Source organism: Sphingomonas sp. GW822-FHT03G08, from assembly GCF_058801135.1.
Map to the genome: position 1 here is coordinate 2,556,395 of NZ_JBXAMZ010000001.1, position 22,727 is coordinate 2,579,121.

General features: G+C 67.5%; 21 protein-coding genes. 15 read left to right on the forward strand and 6 right to left on the reverse strand.

Going from position 1 to position 22,727, the window contains the following annotated elements:
* Positions 1-191: 191 nt before the first annotated feature.
* Both AC1RJ5_RS11780 and pepF read left to right on the forward strand, forming a co-directional pair.
* Positions 192-371, forward strand: coding sequence for a hypothetical protein (locus tag AC1RJ5_RS11780; protein WP_269573725.1), 180 nt, complete (start codon positions 192-194; stop codon positions 369-371).
* Between the two features lie 116 nt (positions 372-487).
* Positions 488-2,350 carry an oligoendopeptidase F gene (gene pepF / locus AC1RJ5_RS11785; protein ID WP_342248891.1) on the forward strand — a complete coding sequence of 621 codons (1,863 nt, stop codon included), beginning with the start codon at positions 488-490 and terminating at the stop codon, positions 2,348-2,350.
* On the opposite strand, the gene AC1RJ5_RS11790 is transcribed toward pepF, so the two are convergent.
* Entirely contained in the window at positions 2,347-2,682 is a 336-nt protein-coding gene (locus AC1RJ5_RS11790) for an HNH endonuclease signature motif containing protein (RefSeq protein WP_342248892.1), read from the reverse strand. The genes pepF and AC1RJ5_RS11790 overlap by 4 nt on opposite strands.
* Positions 2,679-3,221 (reverse strand): aspartyl/asparaginyl beta-hydroxylase domain-containing protein, encoded by a 543-nt coding sequence (locus tag AC1RJ5_RS11795; RefSeq protein WP_269573723.1) that lies wholly within the window; start codon positions 3,219-3,221, stop codon positions 2,679-2,681. The genes AC1RJ5_RS11790 and AC1RJ5_RS11795 overlap by 4 nt, the downstream gene beginning before the upstream one ends.
* A gap of 89 nt (positions 3,222-3,310) precedes the next feature.
* Here AC1RJ5_RS11795 and AC1RJ5_RS11800 point away from each other — a divergent pair, with 89 nt between their 5' ends.
* Positions 3,311-4,471, forward strand: coding sequence for a sulfotransferase family protein (locus AC1RJ5_RS11800; RefSeq protein ID WP_493113434.1), 1,161 nt, complete (start codon positions 3,311-3,313; stop codon positions 4,469-4,471).
* Here the strand turns inward: AC1RJ5_RS11800 and AC1RJ5_RS11805 are convergent.
* Positions 4,468-5,529, reverse strand: coding sequence for a mannose-1-phosphate guanylyltransferase/mannose-6-phosphate isomerase (locus tag AC1RJ5_RS11805; RefSeq protein ID WP_342248895.1), 1,062 nt, complete (start codon positions 5,527-5,529; stop codon positions 4,468-4,470). The genes AC1RJ5_RS11800 and AC1RJ5_RS11805 overlap by 4 nt on opposite strands.
* Positions 5,530-5,690: 161 nt before the next feature.
* Between AC1RJ5_RS11805 and AC1RJ5_RS11810 the strand changes: the two genes are divergently transcribed.
* The 4 genes from AC1RJ5_RS11810 to AC1RJ5_RS11825 are packed head-to-tail and all read left to right on the forward strand — an operon-like array spanning position 5,691 to position 12,577.
* Complete coding sequence (locus AC1RJ5_RS11810) at positions 5,691-7,079, forward strand: TIGR03013 family XrtA/PEP-CTERM system glycosyltransferase (protein WP_269573720.1); 1,389 nt, start codon at positions 5,691-5,693, stop codon at positions 7,077-7,079.
* Complete coding sequence (gene prsK, locus AC1RJ5_RS11815; RefSeq protein ID WP_493113435.1) at positions 7,079-9,151, forward strand: XrtA/PEP-CTERM system histidine kinase PrsK; 2,073 nt, start codon at positions 7,079-7,081, stop codon at positions 9,149-9,151. Before AC1RJ5_RS11810 ends, prsK begins: the two co-directional genes overlap by 1 nt.
* Positions 9,148-10,506: a PEP-CTERM-box response regulator transcription factor gene (prsR, locus tag AC1RJ5_RS11820; RefSeq protein ID WP_184162015.1), complete on the forward strand. Its 1,359-nt coding sequence runs from the start codon at positions 9,148-9,150 to the stop codon at positions 10,504-10,506. The genes prsK and prsR overlap by 4 nt, the downstream gene beginning before the upstream one ends.
* Positions 10,507-10,555: 49 nt before the next feature.
* The gene (locus AC1RJ5_RS11825; RefSeq protein WP_493113436.1) at positions 10,556-12,577 is read left to right on the forward strand and encodes a tetratricopeptide repeat protein; all 2,022 of its coding nucleotides are present in this window, start codon (positions 10,556-10,558) and stop codon (positions 12,575-12,577) included.
* Here AC1RJ5_RS11825 and AC1RJ5_RS11830 read toward each other — a convergent pair.
* Positions 12,537-13,208 (reverse strand): TetR/AcrR family transcriptional regulator, encoded by a 672-nt coding sequence (locus AC1RJ5_RS11830; RefSeq protein ID WP_493113437.1) that lies wholly within the window; start codon positions 13,206-13,208, stop codon positions 12,537-12,539. The genes AC1RJ5_RS11825 and AC1RJ5_RS11830 overlap by 41 nt on opposite strands.
* 84 nt (positions 13,209-13,292) lie before the next feature.
* On the opposite strand from AC1RJ5_RS11830, the gene AC1RJ5_RS11835 reads away from it, so the two are divergent.
* From AC1RJ5_RS11835 to AC1RJ5_RS11850, 4 genes are all read left to right on the forward strand, one after another.
* A complete protein-coding gene (locus tag AC1RJ5_RS11835; RefSeq protein ID WP_184162024.1) occupies positions 13,293-14,033 on the forward strand; it encodes a 3-oxoacyl-ACP reductase family protein in 741 nt (246 codons plus the stop codon).
* Between the two features lie 74 nt (positions 14,034-14,107).
* On the forward strand, positions 14,108-14,920 hold the full coding sequence (locus AC1RJ5_RS11840; RefSeq protein WP_269573716.1) for an ATP-binding protein: 813 nt from the start codon (positions 14,108-14,110) through the stop codon (positions 14,918-14,920).
* A 66-nt stretch (positions 14,921-14,986) separates the two neighbouring features.
* Positions 14,987-15,337, forward strand: coding sequence for a DUF3060 domain-containing protein (locus tag AC1RJ5_RS11845; protein ID WP_493113438.1), 351 nt, complete (start codon positions 14,987-14,989; stop codon positions 15,335-15,337).
* Between the two features lie 109 nt (positions 15,338-15,446).
* Entirely contained in the window at positions 15,447-16,463 is a 1,017-nt protein-coding gene (locus AC1RJ5_RS11850; RefSeq protein ID WP_493113439.1) for a sensor histidine kinase, read from the forward strand.
* Positions 16,464-16,466: 3 nt separating this feature from the next.
* Here the strand turns inward: AC1RJ5_RS11850 and AC1RJ5_RS11855 are convergent, their stop codons facing one another.
* Positions 16,467-18,245 carry an ABC-F family ATP-binding cassette domain-containing protein gene (locus tag AC1RJ5_RS11855; protein WP_493113440.1) on the reverse strand — a complete coding sequence of 593 codons (1,779 nt, stop codon included), beginning with the start codon at positions 18,243-18,245 and terminating at the stop codon, positions 16,467-16,469.
* A 98-nt stretch (positions 18,246-18,343) separates the two neighbouring features.
* On the opposite strand from AC1RJ5_RS11855, the gene AC1RJ5_RS11860 reads away from it, so the two are divergent.
* The 4 genes from AC1RJ5_RS11860 (at position 18,344) to AC1RJ5_RS11875 (ending at position 21,582) form a co-directional block, all read left to right on the forward strand.
* Positions 18,344-18,655: a hypothetical protein gene (locus AC1RJ5_RS11860; RefSeq protein WP_269573712.1), complete on the forward strand. Its 312-nt coding sequence runs from the start codon at positions 18,344-18,346 to the stop codon at positions 18,653-18,655.
* Positions 18,656-18,674: 19 nt separating this feature from the next.
* On the forward strand, positions 18,675-19,343 hold the full coding sequence (locus AC1RJ5_RS11865; RefSeq protein ID WP_184162042.1) for a response regulator transcription factor: 669 nt from the start codon (positions 18,675-18,677) through the stop codon (positions 19,341-19,343).
* A gap of 142 nt (positions 19,344-19,485) precedes the next feature.
* Positions 19,486-20,793, forward strand: coding sequence for a sensor histidine kinase (locus AC1RJ5_RS11870; protein WP_184164921.1), 1,308 nt, complete (start codon positions 19,486-19,488; stop codon positions 20,791-20,793).
* A gap of 222 nt (positions 20,794-21,015) precedes the next feature.
* A complete protein-coding gene (locus tag AC1RJ5_RS11875; RefSeq protein WP_269573711.1) occupies positions 21,016-21,582 on the forward strand; it encodes a hypothetical protein in 567 nt (188 codons plus the stop codon).
* Positions 21,583-21,645: 63 nt separating this feature from the next.
* Here AC1RJ5_RS11875 and AC1RJ5_RS11880 read toward each other — a convergent pair whose 3' ends face one another.
* Positions 21,646-22,635 (reverse strand): LLM class flavin-dependent oxidoreductase, encoded by a 990-nt coding sequence (locus AC1RJ5_RS11880; RefSeq protein WP_342248902.1) that lies wholly within the window; start codon positions 22,633-22,635, stop codon positions 21,646-21,648.
* Positions 22,636-22,727: the final 92 nt, after the last annotated feature.

Here is a 22,727-nt window from a genome sequence, read left to right on the forward strand (position 1 = left end):
CGCTCTGCGCACAAAAATGGAAGGGCCGGGGAGCGATCCCCGGCCCTTTTCATGCCCGCCGACCCGGTGCGGGCGACGTTTCGATACTTTGCCGTAACATTTCTGATTTGCGGCAAACTGAACCGATACCTGCTTGACCCTCTTCCGAGGATCAGGGAGGTAGGCGGCCATAGACCATTGGGGGTGGTTACGTGATTAATTGGATTGCCGGGCGTGCGCGTTGCATCGGAGGCCGGCACGAACGTTCCGAGAAGCATGCACAACGCATCGGCGGGGACGACAAATACGTCAGCAAGTGCCGCTATTGCGGGGTCCACATGACCCGCCGCGCCAAGCGCGACTGGATCGTCACACCCAAGGCCGCGCGCTGATCGCCGTCATCGCGGCGTTTTAGGTCCACAAAACACTTTCCCGCGTTCCGAAACCGCGACAGACTGGCGCCTCTTGCAACGGCGCCGGCCTACAGGCGCGATTTCAGGGACTGGAAATGACCGACCTTACCCGCCGCGAAGCGCTGGCTGCCGCCGCCTTTGCCAGCGCCACCGCCGCCCTGCCCGCCTGGGCCCGCCAGGCCGCCGCGCCCGCCGGCGCCGAATGGGACCTGACCGAGCTCTATCCGAACGAAGCCGCCTGGGAAGCCGCCCGCAAGCAGGCGCTCGCCGCCGTGCCGGGGATCACCAGGTACAAGGGCCGCCTTGGCGAGAGCGCCGATGTGCTGGCCGAGGCGCTGAGCCTCCAGTCCGATCTCGGTCGGACGATCGCTCGCATCTACACCTATGCCAGCCTGAAAGGCGACGAGGATGTCCGCATCTCCGCCAACCAGGAAAAGCTCGCCCAGGCCCGCGATCTTTATACCGCGTTCGGCGAGGCCAGTTCCTGGGTCGCACCCGAGCTGCTGACGCTGGGCAAGCCGAAGATCGACAGCTTCCTTGCCGCCAGCCAGGTGCTGCGCACCCGCTTCGACTTCGCGCTCGCCGATGCGCTGCGCCAGGCCGCGCACACGCTTTCGGCCGAGAGCGAGGCGATCCTCGCCAGCGCAGGCTCGCCGCTCGACGCTGTCAGCGACATCGCCGGCCAGCTGCGCTCCTCTGACATTCCCTGGCCAACCATCACCCTGTCGACCGGCAAGCAGGTCCGCCTCGATTCTCAGGGCTATTCGCTCAACCGCGACGCCCCCAACCGCGAGGACCGCAAGGCGGTGTTCAAGGCATTCTGGACCGAGCACGGCAAGTTCCAGAACTCGTTCGGCGCCACCTATGGCGGCCAGGTCCGCTCGGACATCTTCTACGCCAAGGCGCGGAAATACCCGACTTCGCTCGCCCATGCGCTGGCGGGCAATAATGTCCCCGAGGCGGTGTACCGCACGCTGGTGGCTGAGGCGAACAAGGGGCTGCCCCAGCTCCACCGCTATTTCGAGCTGCGCCGCAAGATGCTCAAGCTGCCGGATATCGGCTATTACGACATCTATCCGCCGCTCGTCTCGATGGACCGCAGCTACACGCTCGACCAGATGCGGACGACGACGCTGGAAGCGGTGAAGCCGCTCGGCGCCGACTATCAGGCGCGCATCGCCAAGGCGACAGCCGCCAAGTGGATGGATCCCTGGCCGCGCCCCGGCAAGCGCCCGGGCGCATACATGAATCCCGGCGCGTTCGACGTGCACCCCTATCTGCTGCTCAATCTGAGCGACAAATATGACGGGATGAGCACCTATGCCCATGAATGGGGCCATGCACTGCACTCGCTGCTCGCCAACTCCACCCAGGTCTATGACAAGGCGGACTATCCGATCTTCCTCGCCGAGATCGCCTCGACATTGAACGAGCAGTTGCTCGTCGCCCACCTGCTCAAGGGCGCGAAGACCAAGGAGGAGAAGCTCTTCTACCTCGGCCAGCAGATGGAGAATTATCGCGGCACCTTCTTCCGCCAGACCATGTTCGCCGAGTTCGAGCTCAAGGCGCACGACATGGCGGAAGCGGGCGAGGGCCTGTCAGGCGAGAAGTTCACCAAGGTCTATGGCGAGCTGCTGCGCACCTATCACGGCCCGAAGATGATCCTCGAGCCCGAATATGCGAACGAGTGGGCCTATATCCCGCACTTCTACAACAGCTTCTATGTCTACCAATATGCCACCTGCATCTCGGCGGCGACGTTCTTCGCCCAGTCGATCCTGAAGGGCGGCACCAAGGAGCGCGACAATTATCTTTCGGTGCTTAAGGCAGGCGGATCGGACTATCCGACCGAAATCCTGAAGCGCGCCGGCCTGGATATGGCGAGCCCGGCCCCGTACCAGGCGCTCGTCGCCGACTTCAAGAATGTACTCGACCAGGCGGAAGCGCTGATCGGCTAAGCCTGTTTCCGCCGCGTCGGCGCATGGAAATCGGGCGGCTTGTCCGCGATCCATGCGACGAAGCGGCGGATATCCTCGCGCTCAAGCAGCGCGTCGAGCGTAGGATAGATACGCGCCAGCTCGGCATTGCTCGCGCTGGCGTGGATTGTCCGGTGGCAGATGGGATGGAGCGGCACCGTCTCGCGACCGCCTTCGCTTTTCGGCAGCACATGATGCCATTCGATCCGCCGGCCAAACGGGCGGGCACAAAGCGCGCAGGCTTCGGGCGGCGCAGCACGCGTGGCGGTTTCCAGCGCCGCCGCGACCTGCTTGCGCCGGACCCGCCCGCTCATCCCGCCAGCTGGCGCAGCAGCCAGGCATTGACCACGAGGTCGATCACCAGGTGCACGCGGGCCGTGTCGCCCGCATTCGTGACGCTGTGCGGATCGGCGAGGCGGAGATACCAAGCCTCTCCCGGAGCCATCGCCACACGCTCGCCATTCAGGCGGAAGTCTACATCCGCATTGGTCACGATCGGCACATGGATCCGCGCGAAGCCGTCGGCGACGTCGAGGTCGAGATCCTCATGCTCCTTGATCACCGATCCCGCCGCCAACCGCATCAGCCGCGCGGAACGGATCGGGCAGGCAAAGGCGTCGATCACCGCCGACACCCCCGGCATGCGCGCGCGCCACACCGTATCGACGAATTCGGTGACGCCCGGCGCGGCATAGATCAGCTGGATCGGATGGGAGACACCCGCCTGCGCGCGCAACGGCAGCGCACTCCATTCCCCATCATAATTCTGCTTCACGAAATGCTCGGTCCAGTCGCCCCGCTCGAGAGCCTCCACATCGGCGACGAGCGGCGCGGGATCGAAGGCAAGCGGCAAGCGCACCCGATCGGGCCAAGCGGATTGTGTGGGTGCCGTTGCCATATTAGCCTGACTGCTCCTTTCCAGAGACCCTATCCCAGCGCCCGATGATTGCAACGCCACCAACTCCGATCGAGGCGTTCCGCGCCGCAGTCATGGCCGACCCCGCTGCGCAGGCCCAGCTGGCGGAACCCTTTGACCCGGCCGTGTTCGAGGCACGGGCGATCGCCTGGGCCGCGGCACGGGGCATCCCCCTCACCGCGCAGGATCTGGCCGGATGCGGCCGCCCCGATCCGATCGGCATGTTCCGTTTCAGCGCGGCCCCGGTCATGCAAGCCGAATGGCCGCCCCAAAGCTGGCTCCCGGTCGGCTTCGTGCGCGGACCACAGCCCGCGATCCAGTGGTTCCACTTCGCCGGCATCTCGCCCAGCACGCCCTTCTACGAGGATGCGGTGCTCGAGGCGGGCGGGCGGCCGTTCAACCGCCTGTTCCGCACCGCCACGCCGCTTGAAGGCTTTGTCGGCCGGGCGGACTTGCGCGCGCCTTCGGGCCTGATCTTCCATATGTCGCGCTGCGGCTCGACGCTGGTCTCGCAGATGCTCGGGGCCGCGCCCGGCCATGTCTCGATCTCCGAGACTTCGGTGCTGGACGCGATGATCCAGCACCCGTTCGAGGATCCCGACACGCACGCCGACGCCCTGCGCGCGCTGGTCCACGCCTATGCCCGCGCCGCCGAGCATTTGTTCCTCAAGCTCGACAGCTGGCATACGCGCGCGCTGCCGCTGCTTCGCCGCGCCTTCCCCGACACGCCCTGGATCTTCCTCTACCGCGATCCGGTGGAGGTGCTGGTATCGCAGCTGCGCCAGCGCGGCGCCCAGACGGTGCCCGGCATCGTGCCGCTGGAATGGTTCGGCCTGGCGCCCGAGGACGCCTGGCTGCCCGAGCGCAGCTTCATCGCGCGCGTGCTCGAGCGGACCTGCCAGGCCGTGATCGAGCACGGCCAGGGCCAGGGATTGCTCGTGAACTATGCCGAGTTGCCCGGTGCCTTTTTCGATCGGATCCTGCCGCATTTCGGCGTGGCGCCGGAAGGACCGGCGCGGAAAGCGATGGAAGCAGCCGCTACACGCTATTCCAAGGCGCCGGGAACCCGTTTCACCGCCGACGGAGAAGCCAAGCAACGCGAAGCCGACCCCGAACTCCGCGCTGCCGTGGATCACCATGTCGCACCGGTCTTCGCCGAGCTGGAGGCCGTCCGCGCGGCAGGCTAGCCGCTCTTCTGCATCGCCTCGATGATCTTCTTCACTTCCTGGCTGCGCCCGCGCGGCAGCACCAGCACGTCATCGCCCGAGACGACCACGATCAGGTCCTCCACGCCGACCAGGGCGACGCGCTTGCCGCCCTCGGCACGCACCAGGCAATTGCTCGATTCGATCACCACGGCATCGCCGCGCACCACATTGCCGCCGGCATCGGCATGGCTGATCGCGTGGAGCGCGTCCCAGCTGCCGACATCGCTCCAGCCCATCGTGACCGGCACCACCGCCACGCGCGGCGCCTTTTCCATCACCGCATAATCGATCGAGTCCGAAGGGCTGGCGGCGAAACTGTCCGCATCGGGCCAGATCCGTGCGCCGTCGCGCCGGCCCTTTTCCATCGCCTGCTGCGCGGCCGCGAGCATTTCCGGCGCGTAGCTCGCCAGCGCTCCCAGATAGATGTCGGCGCGGAACAGGAAGATGCCCCCGTTCCAGGTATGCCCGCCATGGGCGAGCATCTCCTCCGCCTTCTCGCGCGGCGGCTTCTCGACGAAGCGCTCGACCCGGTGGACGCCGTCGCCGATCGCTTCGCCCACCTTGATCCAGCCATAGCCGGTCTCGGGCGCATCGGGCGTGATCCCGAAGGTGACCAGCCAGCCGTCGCGGACCAGCGGCAACGCCGCCTGGATCGCGGCATGAAAGGCATCGACATCGGCGATGACGTGATCGGACGGCATCACCAGCAGCGGCTCGGCCCCGCCCCCGGCGGCAATCGCGGCGAGCGCGATCGCGGGCGCGGTGTTGCGGCCGATCGGCTCGAGCACGAGCGCACGCGCCGTGCTGTCGGCGGCCGCGAGCTGCTCCTCGACCATGTCGGCATGATGCGCATTGGCGACGACGATCGGCGGACCGAACTGCTCCCCGGCGGCGCGGCGCGCGGTGAGCTGCAGCATCGTTTCCTCGGCGGTGAGCGAAAGCAGCTGCTTCGGCTTCTCCGCCCTGGACATCGGCCACAGGCGCGTGCCCGATCCTCCCGACAGGATGACAGGGACGATCGGTTGCGAATCCGACATGAGTTACGGACCTCCTGAGAAAATCTGATGTGGTGCTTTGCCCGCACAATCAAACACATGGCTTTGACCACAGTTTCGTGACGGCCTCCAGATTTTTCATCCCGCCGGCGTAACGTCCGCCATGTCGGATTTGTTTACACTTCGCCCGTACAAAAGGCGGCATGATCCGGCTGTTCAAGCATTACGTGCCCAATGCCGTGCTGCTGCTCGGCTTTCTCGACATCGTCCTGCTGGCGATATCGGGCGAGCTTGGCTGGATGCTGCGCGCGCATCAGCTGGGCATCGGCCTGCCTCCCGTCCAGGAGCGCTGGCCCCAGCTCGTCAGCTACGCGCTGTTCCTCGAAGTCGCGATGGTCGCGGTCGGCGTCTATGGCTCGGATGCGCTCCAGTCGCTGCGCTATGCGATGGCGCGCCTGATCGTCGCCATCTCGCTCGGCGTCATCGGCCTCAGCGTCCTCTACTTCCTGATCCCCGAAATCGGCTTCTGGCGCTCCAACCTGCTCTACGCGATGGGCTGCTCGATCGGCCTGCTGATCGCGCTCCGCATCCTGCTCGGCAAGGCACTGGGCAGCCAGGCGTTCAAGCGACGCATCGTCGTACTCGGCGCAGGCGCGCGGGCGCAGCGGCTCAAGGACCTGTCCAAGGCGCCCGGCGCCGGCTTCGTCGTGGTCGGCTATGTCGCGATGAGCGAAGCCAATCGCGTGATCCCCGAGGCGATCGCGCGCGATGCGATCTACAACCTCGCCGATCACGTCGTCGTCCTCAACGCCAGCGAAGTGGTGCTGGCACTCGAGGAACGCCGCAACGCGCTGCCGCTCAAGGACCTGCTGCGCATCAAGACCACCGGCGTCCACGTCAACGAGATCTCGACCTTCCTCGAGCGCGAGACCGGCCGCGTCGACCTCGACAGCGTCAATCCGAGCTGGCTGATCTTCTCCGACGGTTTCTCGTCGGGCCGCATGTTCTCGAGCATGTTCAAGCGGCTGTTCGACATCGGCGCGAGCGCGCTGCTGCTCACGCTGATGCTGCCGATCATCCTGCTCACCGCGATCCTGGTGAAGCTGGAGAGCAAGGGCCCGGCCTTTTACCGCCAGCGCCGCGTCGGCCTCTACGGCATGGGCTTCGACGTCATCAAGCTGCGCTCGATGCGTCAGGACGCCGAAGTGAATGGCCAGGCGGTTTGGGCCGAGAAGGACGACCCGCGCATCACCCGCATCGGCCGGATCATCCGCAAGACGCGGATCGACGAGCTGCCGCAATGCTGGAGCGTGCTCAAGGGCGAGATGAGCTTTGTCGGCCCACGGCCCGAGCGCCCGCAGTTCGTCGAGGACCTCGAGACCAAGCTGCCCTATTATGCCGAGCGCCACATGGTGAAGCCGGGCATCACCGGCTGGGCGCAGATCAACTATCCCTATGGCGCCTCGATCGAGGATTCGCGCCAGAAGCTCGAGTTCGACCTCTATTACGCGAAGAACTATTCGCCGTTCCTCGACGTGCTGATCCTGCTCCAGACCATCCGCGTCGTATTGTTCCCTGAAGGCGCGCGCTGATGGCCGCCCTGCTGCTCTGGCTGCACGCCCTGGCGGCGCTGCTGTTCGGGGCGCTCGCGCTCTGGGCATGGCGCGCCGACCTGGCGGGGCTCCCGCGCCGTCCGCTTGCCATTGCGCTCGCCGCCACCGCGCTCTGGGCGCTCGCAGTCGCCGGCATCGGCACCGCCGATGTCGCCAGCTGGTTCGCCGAGACGCTGCGCAACCTTGCCTGGCTCGGCTTCATGCTGGTGCTCCATCGCCGCGACGCGCAGTCGCGCCCGCCGATCGCACTCGGCACCGTCTATGGCGTGGTCGCGCTCGTCCAGGTCGCCGCGCTGATCCTGACGCTCATCGTCTATACCAATCCCGAGCCGGAACTGGCCGTCCCGGTCGCAAACGCCGCGCTGCTGATGCGGATGCTGGTCGCGGTCGCCGCGCTGGTGCTCGTCCAGGCGCTATGGTCCGCGCTCAGCCCCGGCGCGGGTGGGGCGCTGCGCACGCTGGTGGTCGCGCTCGCGGCGATCTGGTGCACCGAATTCGCGCTGTACACCGTCGCCTATGTCGCCGCGGAGTGGCGGATCGAGCCGCTGGTCCTGCGCGGCCTTGCCTACCTCGCCGTCGCGCTCGCCATCGGCACCGCGCTCCAGCGCAAGGGCGAATGGAAGATCGAGGTGTCGCGCGCCGTTACCTACCAGTCTCTCTCGCTGGTCGCGATCGGCGCCTATTTCGCCCTGCTGGCGCTCGCCACTTCGGCCATCGCCACGATCGGCGGCGCCAATGCCCGCGTGCTGCAGACCGCCTTCGTCCTGGGCTCCACGGCGGCGATCCTCACGCTGGTCGCCAATAGCTGGCTGCGTGCCTGGCTGAAGGTGAAGCTCGCCAAGCATCTCTTCCGTCACCGCTATGACTATCGCACCGAATGGATGCGCTTCACCGAGACGCTCGGCAATCCGCAGGGCGGCGCCGCGCTCGACGAACGCATCGTCAAGGCGATCGCCGACCTGACCGAAAGCCCCGCCGGCGTGCTGCTCGTTCCCGACGCGGGCGGGCTGGGCGTCGGCGCGAGCTGGAACTGGGACCGGGCGACCCTGCCGATCGCCGGCGACACGGCGCTTGCCGAACATCTCCGGCTGACCGGCCGTATCGTCGAGCTCGATGCGATCCGCCGCAACGAGGATCATCTCGACGCCGCCGCCGTCCCGCAATGGATGCTCGACCTGCCCGAGGCCTGGGCGATCGTGCCATTGCCGCACCTCACTGAGCTCGCCGGCGCGATCCTGCTCGCCCGCCCGACGCTGGACCGCGCGCTCGACTGGGAGGATTTCGACCTCCTCAAGGTCGCCGGCCGCCAGGTCGCCTCCTATCTCGCCGAAGCCCGCGCGCAGGACGCGCTCGCCGAGGCGCAGCGCTTCGACGAGTTCAACCGCCGCTTCGCCTTCATCCTCCACGACATTAAGAACCTTGTGAGCCAGCTGACACTGACCGCCCGCAATGCCGAGCGCCATGCCGACAACCCTGAATTCCGCGCCGACATGATCGCGACGCTGCAAAGCTCGGCCGAGCGGATGAACGGGTTGCTCGCGCGCCTTTCCCAGCATCATCGCAGCCGCCCCGAGGCACCGCACGCGATCGAAGTGGTCACGCTGGTCGAGCGCGTCGCGGCACACCGCAAGGGCCAGCACCCGGTGGTGACCGCCGGCGTGCGCAACGCCATCGCCAATGCCGATCCCGCCAGCCTCGAGCAGCTGCTCGCCCATCTGCTCCAGAACGCCATCGACGCCAGCCCGGCAAACGAGCCCGTGACCCTGTCGGTTTCGGCGGACGGCGAGCGGGTGGCGATCGACGTGGTCGATCAGGGCTGCGGCATGTCGCCGGCCTTCATCCGCGACAAGTTGTTCAAGCCCTTCGTCTCGTCGAAGGAAGGTGGGTTCGGCATCGGCGCCTTCGAGGCGCGCCAGCTCGCCCATGCCATGGAGGGCCGCATTGAAGTGACCTCGCGCGAAGGCCGGGGCACCCGCTTCCGCGTGATCCTCAAGGCCGCGCATCCCGCCGATCTCGGCACCCGGGGCGACAATTGGGGGCGTGCCGCATGAGCGACAGCCGCGCCCTGCCCAAGCTGCTCATCGTCGAGGACGATGCCGGCCTCCAGCGCCAGTTGCGCTGGGCCTATGACGGCTATGAGATCTTCACCGCCTCCACCCGCGAGGAAGCGATCACCGTGCTGCGCGCCGAGGAGCCGCCGGTGGTCACGCTCGATCTCGGCCTGCCGCCCGATCCTGACGGCACCACCGAGGGGTTCGCCACGCTGGAGACGATCCTGTCGCTGCGCCCCGATACCAAGGTGATCGTCGCTTCGGGCCACGGCGCGCATGAATCGATGCTCCGCGCGATCTCGCTCGGCGCCTGGGACTTCTACCAGAAGCCGATCGACATCGACGCGCTCGGCCTGATCGTCGCCCGCGCCTTCCACGTCCATGCGCTGGAAGCCGAGAACCGCCGCCTCGCCGAGCGGGTCGAGGCGGGCGCGGTGCTGGGCGGCATGCTCACCGGCGCGCCGGAGATGCTCAAGGTCACCCGCACGATCGAGCGCGTCGCAAGCGCCGACGTGTCCGTCATGCTGCTTGGCGCCAGCGGTACCGGCAAGGAGCTGCTTGCCCGTGGGTTGCACGATCGCAGCGGACGCAAGGGCCGCTTCGTCGCGATCAACTGCGCCGCGATCCCCGAGACGTTGCTCGAATCCGAGCTGTTCGGGCACGAGAAGGGCGCCTTCACCGGGGCGGTGAAGACCACCGAAGGCAAGATCGAGCTCGCCCAGGGCGGCACGCTGTTCCTCGACGAGATCGGCGACGTGCCCTTGCCGCTCCAGGTCAAGCTGCTGCGCTTCCTGCAGGAGCGCGTAATCGAACGGGTCGGCGGGCGACAGGCGATCGCGGTGGATACCCGCATCGTCTGCGCCACCCACCAGGACATCGACGCGATGGTCGCCGACAATCGCTTCCGCGAAGACCTTTATTACCGCCTCGCCGAGATCGTCGTCCGCATCCCGAGCCTCGCGGAGCGCCCGGGTGACGCGGGGCTGCTCGCGCGCCATTTCCTGCAGAAATATGCCGCGCAGATGAACACGACCGCGCGCAGCTTCGCGCCCGACGCGCTCGCCGCGATCGATGCCTGGGGCTGGCCCGGTAACGTCCGCGAGCTCGAGAACCGGGTGAAGCGCGCGGCGATCATGGCCGAGGGCAAGCATGTCACCGCCGGGGATCTCGATCTCGAGGCCCAGGCGGAGATCGAGCCGGTCAACCTCAAGGCCGCGCGCGAGCTCGCCGATCGCAAGGCGATCCGCCATGCGCTTGCCCGCGCCGAGGGCAATATCTCCGGCACCGCGCGCCTGCTCGGGATCAGCCGCCCCACCCTCTATGACCTGATGAAGGCCTATGACCTCCAGCCCTAGGCGCCGCCGGCGCTCCTCTTCCCGGGGCATTCCGCTCCGGCGCCTGCTGGTGATCGGCGGCGCGCTCGTCGTGCTGCTCGCCGTGCTGGCCGGCGGATGGTTCGCGCTGAGTCCCGGCAGGATGGGCACGGCCGAAGCGGCGGAAGCCACCACCCGCGCCGAGGCGATGCTCAAGGCCGACAACGCCACCGGCGCGCGTAACCTTGCCGCGGAAGCGGTGCGCGGCGATCCCGACAACGAGAACGCCCATATCGTTCTTGCCCGCGCGCTGCTCGCGCTGGGCGACGGCGTGGGAGCCGAGGGCGAGATCCAGCGTGCGGTCGATGCCGGCTATGATCCCAAGGCGGTGCCGCAATGGCGCGCCGAAGCCTGGGTGCTGCAGGGCAAGACCGACAAGGCCCCGGCAGAGGCAGATAAGGCCCCCGCCGCGATGCGCCCCTACGGACTTCGAATCCGTGCCCGCGCACTCACCGCCCAGAGCGATTTCGCCGGCGCCGGTGCCGCGCTGGACGAAGCGCTGCGCCTGGCCCCGGACAATGCCGGCGTCTGGATGGACATGGGACGCTATCGCTATGCGGCGGGCGACCTGATCGGTGCCGCCCAGGCATCAGACCGCGCGGTAAGGCTCGCCCCCGGCTATATCGACGCGCTGATCCTGCGCGGCGAAATCGTGCGCAGCCAATATGGCCTGGTCGCCGCCCTGCCCTGGTTCGAGCAGGCGCTGAAGCGCGACCCCGCCCGCCACGATGTACTGATCGAATATGCCGCGACGCTCGGGGATATCGGCCGTACCGTGGATGCTGTCACCGCCACCCGCCGCGCGCTGGCGGCGCGGCCGGGCAGCCCGCAGGCATTCTATCTCCAGGCGGTGATCGCCGCGCGCGCGGGCAATTTCGACCTTTCCCGCGCTATCCTCGAAAAAACCGGCGGCGCGATCAACGATCTGCCCGGCGTGATCCTGCTCGGCGGCACGCTCGCCCTGCAGAAGGGCGACTACGAACAGGCGATCGACAAGCTGGGCGACCTGGTCGGCATGCAGCCGATGAACATCACCGCCCGCAAGCTGCTCGCCTTCGCGCTGCTCCGCACCGATCGCGCCCGCAACGCGATCGACACACTGCGCCCGGTCGTCGCCCGCGCCGATGCGGACAGCTACGCGCTCACCCTGGTCGCCCGCGGCTTCGAGCGGATCGGCGACCGGGCAAGCGCCGCCCGCTTCCTCGATCGCGCCGCCTTCCCGGCTATCGGCGAAGCGAGTGCGTTCAGCGCGGACGACAGCACCGCGACGCTCGCCGCCGATGCCGACCAGCGCCCCGACGATCCCCAGGCGACGCTGCCGCTGATCCGCGCCCTGATCGCCAGCGGCGACAAGGGCGGCGCCCTCGCCCGCGCCCAGGCCATCGCGGCGAAGAACCCCGGCGCGCCCGCCGCCCAGGTCGTGCTCGGCGACATGCTGATGCTGCTCAATCGCCCGGCCGACGCCGTCGCCGTCTACAAGCGCGCGGCCGACCTGCGCTTCGACGAGCCGACCCTGCTCCGCCTGGTCGAAGCGCTCGACCGCAGCGGCAAGCGCGAGGACGCCGCCAACGCGCTCGCGCTGTTCCTGTCGCAGAACCCGGGCAGCATCGCCGCCCAGCGCATCTCGGCGCACTGGCAGCTCGCCGCCGGCGACTATGACGCGGCGATCGACACGCTGGAGGACATCCGCGCCCGGATCGGTGACGGCGACGCCGCGCTCAACGGCGAGCTCGCCGCCGCCTATGCCGGCGCCGGCGAAACCGGCACCGCGGTCGATTTCGGCGAGGCTGCCTATGGCCTGGCCCCGGCCAATCCGGCGGTGGTCGACGCCTATGGCTGGGCGCTGTTCAAGGGTGGCGACAAGGAAGGCGGGCTGGAGCTGCTCCAGAAGGCCGTGATCCTGGCGCCGAAGCATCCGGGCCTGCGCTGGCACCTCGCCCAGATCTACGCCGCGCTTGGCCGCAAGGCGGAAGCGAAGCAGAATGCGGCGGCCGCGCTTGCCGATCCGAGCTTTACCGAGCGGGCCGAGGCCCAGGCGATGGCAAACGGGTAACGTCCACCCGGGTATCCCAGCCGAGCATCGCGACCTCGGCGACGCCCTCCAGCTCGGCCCGGCCCGCGCCATCGCGCGCCAGGATCGACATGCCGCTCTGTACCGTCTGAACGAAGCGGGCGAGCGCATCGAGATCGACAGCAGCAGGGATTTCCCCCTGCGCGACGCCACGATCGAGACGGGCGCGTAGCCGTTCGAAGGTGATCGCTCGCGCCGAGCGCACCCGCTCGCCAAGTTCGGCATTGCCTTCGCTGCCCACCGCCGAGAGCGTGACCATGCAACCGCGCGGCATATCGGCAAGGCAGCCCGTCAACGCCGCGGCGCTATCCATCAGCAGCGAGGACACCGCACCGCGCGCCGTGTCCGCCGCAAAGAAGCCTGCCCAGACAAACGCCTCGTTACTGTCGCGATAATGGCCCAGCGCTTCGGCATAGAGTGCCTCCTTCGAGCCGAAGGCGGCGTAGAGGCTTGGCGCGCCGATCTCCATCGCCTCTGTCAGGTCGGCGATCGACGTCGCGGCATAGCCCTTTTCCCAGAACAGCCGCGTCGCCCGTTCGAGCGCACGCGCGCGATCGAAGGCGCGCGGGCGCCCGCGGGATCGGGTTTGCGTCTCTTCTCCAGAATTTTGCATCGATCGTTACATAATTCCCTTGACGCCCGCCTACAAGCTTCCCAGCTATTCTGTATCGATCACTATAGAATAAGGAACGGACGAATGACTGAGCTTCTCGGCAAGCGTGCATTGGTGACCGGCGCCTCGCGCGGCATCGGTGCGGGTATTGCGCTGGCGCTGGCGGACAAGGGCGCGGATGTCGCCATCACCTATGAGCGTTCGGCCGATCGCGCGGCCGAGATCGTGCGCGCGATCGAAGCGAAGGGCCGCCGCGCCATCGCCATCCAGGCCGACAGCGCCGATCCCGAAGCAGTGAAGCGCTCGGTGACGGAAGCCGTCGCGGCATTGGGCGGGCTCGACATCCTGGTCAACAATGCCGGCATCGCCCGCTACAGTCAGGTCGTCGACCTCAACCTCGAGGAGATCGACGCACTGCTCAACGTCAATGTCCGCTCGGCAGTGATCGCCACCGGCGCGGCGATCCCGCATCTCGGCGAAGGCGGCCGGGTCATCACCATCGGATCGTGCCTGGCCGAGCGCGTGCCCTTTGCCGGCTCGACGCTCTATTCGATGACCAAGTCGGCTCTGCTTGCCTTCACGCGCGGCCTGGCGCGCGACCTGGGCCCGAACGGAATCACCGCCAATCTCGTCCAGCCCGGCCCGATCGACACCGACATGAACCCGGCGGATGGAGATTTCGCCGACACGCTGCGCGGCCTCACCGCGCTTGGCCATTACGGCAAGCCCGAGGACGTCGCGGCAGTCGTCGCGTTCCTTGCCAGCCCGGCGGCGCGGTTCGTGACCGGATCGGTTGTCACCGTCGATGGCGGCATCAACGCCTGAGGAAACCCAGGCAATAGGTGCCGATAGGCAAGTTGGGGGTGAGCCGGCGGCGGCGCCACGCTATAGCCGCCCCCATGCACGAAGAAGTCCTTGCCCGCATCGCCGACGCACTCGACCGGCTGGCTCCGCCGCCGCCCCCGCCAGCCGACCTGGAGGCACATCCGGCCTATGTATGGCGCGGGCACGGACTCTCCCCGGCACGCGTGTTCGATCCGCTGCCGATCGAGATCCTTCGCGGCGTGGACAGCCAGCGCGAGGCGCTGGTCGGCAATCTCGCACGGCTATCGCAGGGCCATGCCGCGCAGGACGTGCTGCTCTGGGGCGCACGGGGCACCGGCAAGTCGGCGCTGGTCAAGAGCGCGGTCGCAGCGGTGCAGGCCGAGGGCGGCCGGCTGGCGCTGGTCGAGGCGGTGACCACCCAGCTCGATACGCTGCCCGAGCTGTTCGCGCTGCTCAGCACCACCGACCGGCCTTTCGCGATCTTCCTCGACGATCTCGGCTTCGACGGCGTCGGCGATGCGCGGGCGCTGCGCTCGCTGCTCCAGGGCGGGGCGGAGGCGAGGCCGGACAATGCCCGGCTGCTGGTCACTTCCAACCGCCGCCATCTCGTCACCCGCGACATTGCCGAGCAGGCGAGCGCGATCAATCCCCGCGATTCGGTCGATGACGGGCTGGCGCTGGCCGATCGCTTCGGGCTGAGCCTCGGCTTCCATGCCGTTGACCAGGATACCTATGTCGACATCGTCCGCGGCTATGCCGAGACGCATGGGCTGAGCTTCGATCCGGCCGAGGCGATCGGCTGGGCGACGCGGCGCGGCAGTCGATCCGGGCGCGTCGCCTGGCAATATGTCGTCGATCTCGCGGGACGGTCCGGCCGAAACCTCTGACCAGCAGAGGGAACACCGCCCGCCGCTGCGCGTCTCCTTTCGGATTCGCAACGATGGGAGACGGCAATGCACGATTTTCGGAAACTGGCAGTGATGATCCTTGCGCCGATCGCGGCGAGTTGGGCATTGCCGGCCCAGGCGCAGACCGAGTTCAGCGGCGCGGGCGAGAATTCCGAGATCGACTGTAATGGCGGCACCGTCCAGATCGAAGGTGCCAGCAACACGCTGACGATCCGCGGCGCGTGCACCGGTCTGAACCTGACCGGCGCAGGCAACCGGATCGTGATCGACCTCGCCACCAAGTCCACGATTCGGGTGGAAGGCGCGGATAACCAGATCCGCTGGCGTGCTCCCGGCGAGGCGCGGCCACGCATCAGCATGACGGGCGCCGGCAATCGGATCATGCGCGAGAAATGACCGAGAAGCCGACACCATGTCGTTGATTCGGCTTCACATAAACTAATCTGGATCAAAGCGACCGGCGGGAATGCTTGACTCTCGCCGGTGGCCGATGCCTCCTCCCTTCATGGGGCGAATAGGCGAAACCGATCTTGCCGACCGGCTGGCGCCGAGCGGGCGCGGCGCGTTGCTGGTGCAGCTGAGCTTCGGCCTGCTCATCACCGGGCTGGCCATTGGCCTGCGCGCGCTGATCGATGCGATCGCCCCGGCCGCCGGCCCCTTCTCGCTCGGCTTCCCCGCCGTCCTGATCGCCACGCTGTTCGGCCGCTGGCAGGCGGGCTTGCTCACCGGCGCGCTGACCCTGCTCTACAGCTGGTATTTCATCCTGCCCGAGCAGCACAGCTTCCTGCTAAAGAGTCCCGACGACATGGGCCGGCTGGTGCTCGCGACGATCAACTATGCCGCGGTGCTGCTGATCGCCGAGCTGTTCCGCCGCGCCGTGCGCCGTGCCACCCAGGAGCGAGATCGGGAGCTTGCCGAACGCGACCTGTTCCTTGCCGAATTCGACCATCGCGTGAAGAACAACTTCACCCTCGTCGCGGCGCTTCTGGACATGCAGCGGCGCCGTACGAAGGATGCGGAGACGCAGGAGGCGCTGTCCTCGGCGCTGACGCGGGTAGAGAGCATAGCCCGGGCGCATCGGCATCTTTATCGCGGCGGCGCGGCTTCGCCGGGCGATGTCGACATGGCGGTGTATCTCGAGGAGCTGAGCGCGGCGCTGGCCGAGGCGCTGTTCCTGCGCGGAGCGATCACGCTCGACTGCGTGTGCGACCATGCCGCCCTGCCCCGCGACCGCGCCGTCTCGATCGGGCTGATCGTCAACGAACTCGTGACCAATGCCGCCAAGCACGCCTTTGCAGGGCGCGAGAGCGGGCGGATCGAGATACGCTTCGAAACCGCAGCGCCGGGCTGGCTGCTTTCCGTGCGCGACGACGGAGTCGGCCTGCCCGCCGAGCCGAAGCCGCGCAAGGATGGAGGGCTGGGGCAAAAGCTCGTCGACGGCTTTGTCCGCCAGGCCCGGGGCACCGCGATTACGGAGACCGGAGCACAGGGTACGAAGGTCACCGTCGCGCTGGAAGCCTGAGCCTCAGCCCAGCGCCTCGACCATCTCGGCCAGTTCCAGCCAGCGCATCTCCGCCGCGTCCTTTTCATCCCGCAGCTTGCCGATACCGTCGCTGAGCTTCGCGAACTTGTCGGGATTCTTCGTATAAAGGTCCGGATCGGCCATCGCCGCTTCGTCCTTCGCGATCTGCGCCTCGATTTCCTCGATCCGCCTGGGCAGCAGGTCGTAGTCGCGCTGGTCCTTGTAGCTGAGCTTGGTCGCCTTTTTCGGCGCCTCGGGCGCAGCGGCGGCCTTGGGCGCCGCCTTCTTCGCATCCACCTTCGGGCGACGCTTGGCTTCCCAATCGGCATAGCCGCCGACCACCACATCGACCGTGCCCGACCCGTCGAGCCCCAGCGTCACCGTCACCGTGCGATCGAGGAAGTCGCGATCGTGGCTGACGATCAGCACGGTGCCTTCATAATCGGCGATCACTTCCTGGAGCAGGTCCAGCGTCTCGAGGTCGAGATCGTTGGTCGGCTCGTCGAGCACCAGCAGGTTCGAATGGCGGGCGAACTCGCGCGCCAGCAGCAGGCGCGAACGCTCGCCGCCGGACAGCGTGCCGATCTTCGCTTCCGCGATCGACGGATCGAACAGGAATTCCTTGAGATAGCCATGGACGTGCTTGCGCACGCCGAGAACGTCGATCCAGTCGCCGCCGTCCGCCAGCACGTCACGCACCGTCTTGGCCGGATCCATCAGGCTGCGCTGCTGGTCGATGATGACGCCGTTCAGCGTATTGGAGAGCTTGACCGTGCCCTCATCCGGCTGGATTTCGCCGGTTAGCAGCTTGAGCAGGGTCGACTTGCCCGCGCCATTGGCACCGACGATGCCGATCCGGTCGCCCTTGGTGACCCGGAAGGTCAGGTCCTTGATGATCGTCCGATCTCCAAAGCGCTTGGTGACGTGCTTGGCGTCGATCACCACCTTGGTGTTACTGTCGTCAGCGGCGGTGACCAGCTTGGCGGCGCCCTGCGGCCCGATCATCGCGGCGCGGGTGGCGCGCATTTCCTTGAGCTTTTCGAGGCGACCCTGGTTGCGCCGGCGCCGGCCGGTGACGCCGCGCTGGAGCCAATGCTCCTCGATCTTCAGCTTGGCGTCGAGCCGCTGGGCGTTGCGCTCCTCCTCGGCATAGACCTGGTCGGTCCAGGCTTCGAACCCGCCAAAGCCCACTTCGGCACGGCGAATCGTCCCGCGATCGAGCCACAGCGTGGAGCGGGTGAGGCGGGTGAGGAAGGTACGGTCATGGCTGATGACGATGAACGCGCCATTGAAGCGGGTGAGCCAGTCTTCCAGCCATTCGATCGCGGCGAGATCGAGATGGTTGGTCGGCTCGTCGAGCAGCAGCACGTCCGGGTTCATCGCCAGCGCGCGGGCGATCGCGGCGCGGCGGCGCTCGCCGCCCGAGGCGGTCTTCGCCTCGCGGCTGAGATCGATGCCGAGCTGGTCGGCGATCGCCTCCGCCTCGTGCCGGGGCGGCGCATCGCTGCCCGAAAGGACATAGTCGAGCAAGGTCGGGCAGCCCTCCATGCGCGGCTCCTGCTCGAGCAGCACGACGTGGGTGCCCGGCACGATGGTGCGGCGGCCCTCGTCCCCCTCGATCGTGCCGGCGATCAGCTTGAGCAGGGTCGTCTTGCCCGCGCCGTTGCGCCCGATCAGCGCCAGCCGGTCCCGCTCGCCGACATAGAGGTTCAGCCCGCGGAACAGCCAGCCATGGCCCTGGACGAGACCGAGATTTTCAAAGGAGAGAACAGGTGCAGCCATGCGGGCCACCTAGGGGGTGGGACGATGTCCGGCAAGTTACAGCCGGCTGACTGGCACGTTCAGGGGCTATTCAATGCCCGGACCCTATGCCATCTCGCATGAAGATGTTGGTGACGCCCATCCTTTGCGCCTGCCTGGCGGCATTCGTGCCTGCCGGGGATGCGGCTGCGCAAGCGAATTGGCGCCAGGATTCGGACGGACCGCGCGCCGCCCGGCGCCAGGGCCCACCGCTCTCGGTCCGCGAGATCGAGCGCCGGGTCGTGCCGCGCCTGCCGGGTGCCCAATATCTTGGTTTCGACTTCGATCCCGCGACGGAAGTTTACACGCTGAAGTTCCTGCGCAATGGATCGGTGATCTGGGTGGACGTCGATGGCCGCACCGGCGCGATCGTCCGCAAATCGGGCAGTTAGGCCCGCCGAGGGGAAACACATGCGACTTCTGATCGTCGAGGATGAGCCGACCCTGGGGCAGCAGCTCCGCAATGCGCTGGAAGGCGCGGGCTATGCGGTGGACCTCGCCACCGATGGCGAGGAAGGGCTCTATCTCGGCTCCAACGAGCAATATGACGCGATCATCCTCGACCTCGGCCTGCCCGAGATCGACGGCCTGACCGTGCTCGATCGCTGGCGCAAGGAAGGCAAGACCACCCCGGTGCTGGTGCTGACCGCGCGCGACAGCTGGTCGGACAAGGTGGCGGGCCTCGACGCCGGCGCCGACGACTATGTCGCCAAGCCGTTCCAGACCGAGGAGCTGATCGCCCGCCTGCGCGCGCTGATCCGCCGCGCCTCGGGCAACGCCTCGGCCGAACTGATCGCAGGCGACATCCGCCTCGACACCCGCTCGGGCAAGGTCACCAAGGCCGGCGAGCCGGTGAAGCTGACCGCGCAGGAATACAAGCTGCTGTCCTACCTGCTCCATCACAAGGGCAAGGTGGTAAGCCGCACCGAGCTGATCGAGCATATCTACGACCAGGATTTCGATCGCGATTCGAACACGATCGAAGTGTTCGTCACGCGCATCCGCAAGAAGCTGGGCGCCGACGTGATCACCACCATTCGCGGGCTGGGCTACAGCCTGGACGAGCCGGCCGACGCCTGAGTTGATGTCGAAGCTCGCCCAAAAGCTAGGCGAGCTGCGCCATCGACTGTTCGGCCGTTCGCTGACCGAGCCCGAGCCGGTCGCGCCCGGCGAGCCACAGCCGCGCCACTATACCCAGTCCACCGGATCGGTGAGCCGGCGCATGCTGCTGGTCGCTACCGCCTGGATCATGATCCTGCTGATCGGCGGCGGCGTGGCGCTCGACCGGGTGCTGGTGACCACGGTCACCAAGAATTTCGACGAGCAGCTCGACTATCTGCTCAAGGCGATGATCTTCTCGGCCGAACTCGACCAGAATGGCGAGGTGATGCTCAACCGCGAGCTCGCCGACCAGCGCTTCCTCGAATATAATTCGGGTGCCTATTGGCAGATCAGCGGCAAGGGGCATGAAGTGTTCCCGTCGCGCTCGCTGTGGGACCAGAAGCTCGCGGTCGACCAGCAGCACAACGACACCAACGTCCATGTCTATGACAGCCGCCAGCTGCCCGGCCAGCTGCTGCGCGTCGCCGAGCGGGACGCGACGCTGCCGGGATCGAATGTGCGCTGGCGCTTCCAGGTGGCGCAGAGCCGCGCGACGCTCGACGCGCAGATCGCCACGCTGCGGCGTACGCTGGTGCGCAGCTTCGTGCTGCTGGGGCTCGGCCTCATCATCATGGTGGCGCTGCAGACCTGGTACGGCCTGTTGCCGCTGCGCCGGGTACGCCAGGAGATCGCCCGGCTGCGCGCAGGCGAATCGACCCGGGTCGAAGGCAAGATGCCCGCCGAAGTGGCGCCGATGGTCGAGGAGCTCAACGCGCTGGTCGAGCATAACGACCGCCAGGCCGAGGAAGCGCGACTCCATGCCGGCAACCTGGCGCATGCGCTCAAGACGCCGCTCAGCGTGATCATGAACGCCGCCGCGGCGGGCCAGCCCGACCTCGCCCAGGCGGTGATCCGCGAGGCGCGGACGATGCGCCGCCAGATCGACCACCATCTCGCCCGCGCCCGCGCTGTGGGCCGGCGTGGTTCGGCGCACAGCCGCGCGGCGGTATGGCCGTCGATCGAGGCGGTCGAGCGCGCGGTCGCGCGGCTCTATCCCAATGTCCGCATCGATATCGACGGGCAGAAGGACCTGGTCGCGCATATCGAGCGGCAGGACCTGGACGACCTGCTCGGCAACCTGGTCGAGAATGCCGCCAAATATGGCGGCGGCAGCGTGTTCATCACCGCCGGCGTGCAGGCCGGGTTCGTCGAAGTGCTGGTGGAGGATGACGGGCGCGGCATTCCCGAGGCGGACCGGATCCGCATCTTCGATCGCGGCGTGCGGCTGGACAGCGGCAAGCCGGGCACAGGCCTGGGCCTCGCCATCGTGCGCGACGTGGCCGAGATCTATGACGGTACCGTCAGCCTCGAGGAGAGCGAGGATCTCGGCGGGCTGCTCGTGCGGCTGCGGCTGCCCGCGGCGAGCTGAGCCGAACTGCAACAAACTGAAATTCTGACGCGACGAACCGGACGCAAACCGTCCGGGAACTCGCGGATTGCCCTCTTAATGTCCGTCGGGTCGCGTGGCGGCGCTGGTTCTGGGGCCAGCGTCGCCCAAACGCGAGGGTTTGAATATTATCTTTCGTTTACAATATGTTAGCACTAATCTGCTAAACTACCCGCTGGGGATTGTAGACGCAAAGGGACCAGCATGACTTCCATTTCATCGTTATCGCAGCGCCCCGATCCGCGCGCGCAGATGGATGCGCGGATCGCCGCGGCGGCATCGGCCGGCACGATCGGCAGCGACGACCAGAATGCGCTGAGCAGCGCGCTCGACACGATCGATACGAGCCTGGCTTCGGATCGCGCCAGCGGCGGCAAGCCCGGCGACATGAAGGACAGGATCAACGGGCTGATCGACAGCCAGGTCGAGAGCGGCACGCTGACCGACGACCAGGCCGAGGAGCTGAAGAGCTTCTTCGCGCAAGGCCCCGATGGCGCCCAGGGCGGGCCCGGTGGCCCGCAGGGCGCGGGCGGCCCGCCTCCCGGACCGCCGCCCTCGGGCACCAGCGATTCGGACGAGGATTCGACCAGCGATACCGACACCACCACGCAGATCAGCGAAGCGGCGGCGCGCCAGCTCGAAGCGATGACCGCTTTCCTCCAGAAGCTGCGCGACGCGGCGGCATCGGGTTCCGCCACCTATGGCAGCAACGCGGGGACGAGCAGCAATGGCAGCTCGGCGACCGGCTGGGTGATCGACCGCCAGGCCTGATCGCTCGCGCCTGTGGCGCTGAGGCGCGGCGCCGTTCCGGGGGGATCGGCGCCGCGTTTTGATTCAGAGGCCGCGCATCGCCTCGGCGGCGAGGGTGAGGCTCTTCTTGCGCGCATCGTGATCGAACATCGCGCTGGTCAGCATCAGTTCGTCGGCGCCGGTGCGGGCGATGAAGGCGGCGAGTTGCTCGCGGACCCTGCCGGGCCCGCCGATCGCGCTGGCCGACAGCACCTGGTCGAGCATCGCATTGCCGTGCCCACCCAGGCTCTCGCGATAGCCGGGCACCGGCGGCGGCAACTGGATGCCCTTGCCGGTGGTGCGGATCGCGACAAACGCCTGTTGCTGCGAGCTGGCGAGTAGCTCGGCTTCCTCGTCGGTATCGGCCGCGAAGACGTTGAACCCGAGCATCAAATGCGGCTTGTCCAGCACGTCGGACGGGCGGAAATTGCGGCGATAGACGTCGATCGCCTGATCGAGCTGGCCGGGCGCGAAATGCGAGGCGAAGGCATAGGGCAGGCCGAGCATCGCGGCGAGCTGCGCGCCGAACAGGCTGGAGCCAAGGATCCAGATATCGACCTTCGCACCGGCGCCGGGGGTCGCGCGGATGCCGGTGCGGCCGTCATCGGCGAAATAGCTCTGCAACTCCGCCACATCGCGGGGGAACTCGTTGCCGTCGCTGTCGAGCCCGCGGCGGATCGCGGCGGAGACGCGCTGGTCGGAGCCGGGCGCGCGGCCGAGACCGAGGTCGACGCGACCCGGGAAGAGCGCATCGAGCGTACCGAACTGCTCGGCAACCTGAAGCGGCGAGTGATTCGGGAGCATGATCCCGCCAGAACCGATGCGGATCGTCGAGGTCGCCTGGCCGACATGCGCGATCACCACCGCGGTGGCTGCGCTGGCGATGCCGTCCATCCCGTGATGCTCGGCTACCCAGTAGCGGGTGTAACCGAGGCCTTCGACATGCCTGGCAAGGTCGGCGGCGTTGGCAAGGGCTTGCGATGCGGTCCCGCCCTGGATGATCGGGACGAGGTCGAGCAGGGAATAGGCTGTCATGCGCCGGGAGATGGGGAGCCCAGCCGCCGACTGCCATAAAGTTTTGGTCTTCCGTGACGAAGCAATCATCCGTCGCGCTCATCATATCCGTC

Coding starts and splice junctions, on each gene's coding strand:
- AC1RJ5_RS11855 (WP_493113440.1), bottom strand. CDS start 18,245: ATGGCTGCACCTGTTCTCTCCTTTGAAAATCTCGGTCTCGTCCAGGGC.
- AC1RJ5_RS11870 (WP_184164921.1), top strand. CDS start 19,486: ATGCTGCTGGTCGCTACCGCCTGGATCATGATCCTGCTGATCGGCGGC.
- AC1RJ5_RS11875 (WP_269573711.1), top strand. CDS start 21,016: ATGACTTCCATTTCATCGTTATCGCAGCGCCCCGATCCGCGCGCGCAG.
- prsR (WP_184162015.1), top strand. CDS start 9,148: ATGAGCGACAGCCGCGCCCTGCCCAAGCTGCTCATCGTCGAGGACGAT.
- AC1RJ5_RS11800 (WP_493113434.1), top strand. CDS start 3,311: ATGATTGCAACGCCACCAACTCCGATCGAGGCGTTCCGCGCCGCAGTC.
- AC1RJ5_RS11840 (WP_269573716.1), top strand. CDS start 14,108: ATGCACGAAGAAGTCCTTGCCCGCATCGCCGACGCACTCGACCGGCTG.
- AC1RJ5_RS11830 (WP_493113437.1), bottom strand. CDS start 13,208: ATGCAAAATTCTGGAGAAGAGACGCAAACCCGATCCCGCGGGCGCCCG.
- AC1RJ5_RS11860 (WP_269573712.1), top strand. CDS start 18,344: ATGAAGATGTTGGTGACGCCCATCCTTTGCGCCTGCCTGGCGGCATTC.
- AC1RJ5_RS11835 (WP_184162024.1), top strand. CDS start 13,293: ATGACTGAGCTTCTCGGCAAGCGTGCATTGGTGACCGGCGCCTCGCGC.
- AC1RJ5_RS11850 (WP_493113439.1), top strand. CDS start 15,447: ATGGGGCGAATAGGCGAAACCGATCTTGCCGACCGGCTGGCGCCGAGC.
- AC1RJ5_RS11880 (WP_342248902.1), bottom strand. CDS start 22,635: ATGACAGCCTATTCCCTGCTCGACCTCGTCCCGATCATCCAGGGCGGG.
- prsK (WP_493113435.1), top strand. CDS start 7,079: ATGGCCGCCCTGCTGCTCTGGCTGCACGCCCTGGCGGCGCTGCTGTTC.
- AC1RJ5_RS11810 (WP_269573720.1), top strand. CDS start 5,691: ATGATCCGGCTGTTCAAGCATTACGTGCCCAATGCCGTGCTGCTGCTC.
- AC1RJ5_RS11805 (WP_342248895.1), bottom strand. CDS start 5,529: ATGTCGGATTCGCAACCGATCGTCCCTGTCATCCTGTCGGGAGGATCG.
- pepF (WP_342248891.1), top strand. CDS start 488: ATGACCGACCTTACCCGCCGCGAAGCGCTGGCTGCCGCCGCCTTTGCC.
- AC1RJ5_RS11790 (WP_342248892.1), bottom strand. CDS start 2,682: ATGAGCGGGCGGGTCCGGCGCAAGCAGGTCGCGGCGGCGCTGGAAACC.
- AC1RJ5_RS11845 (WP_493113438.1), top strand. CDS start 14,987: ATGCACGATTTTCGGAAACTGGCAGTGATGATCCTTGCGCCGATCGCG.
- AC1RJ5_RS11865 (WP_184162042.1), top strand. CDS start 18,675: ATGCGACTTCTGATCGTCGAGGATGAGCCGACCCTGGGGCAGCAGCTC.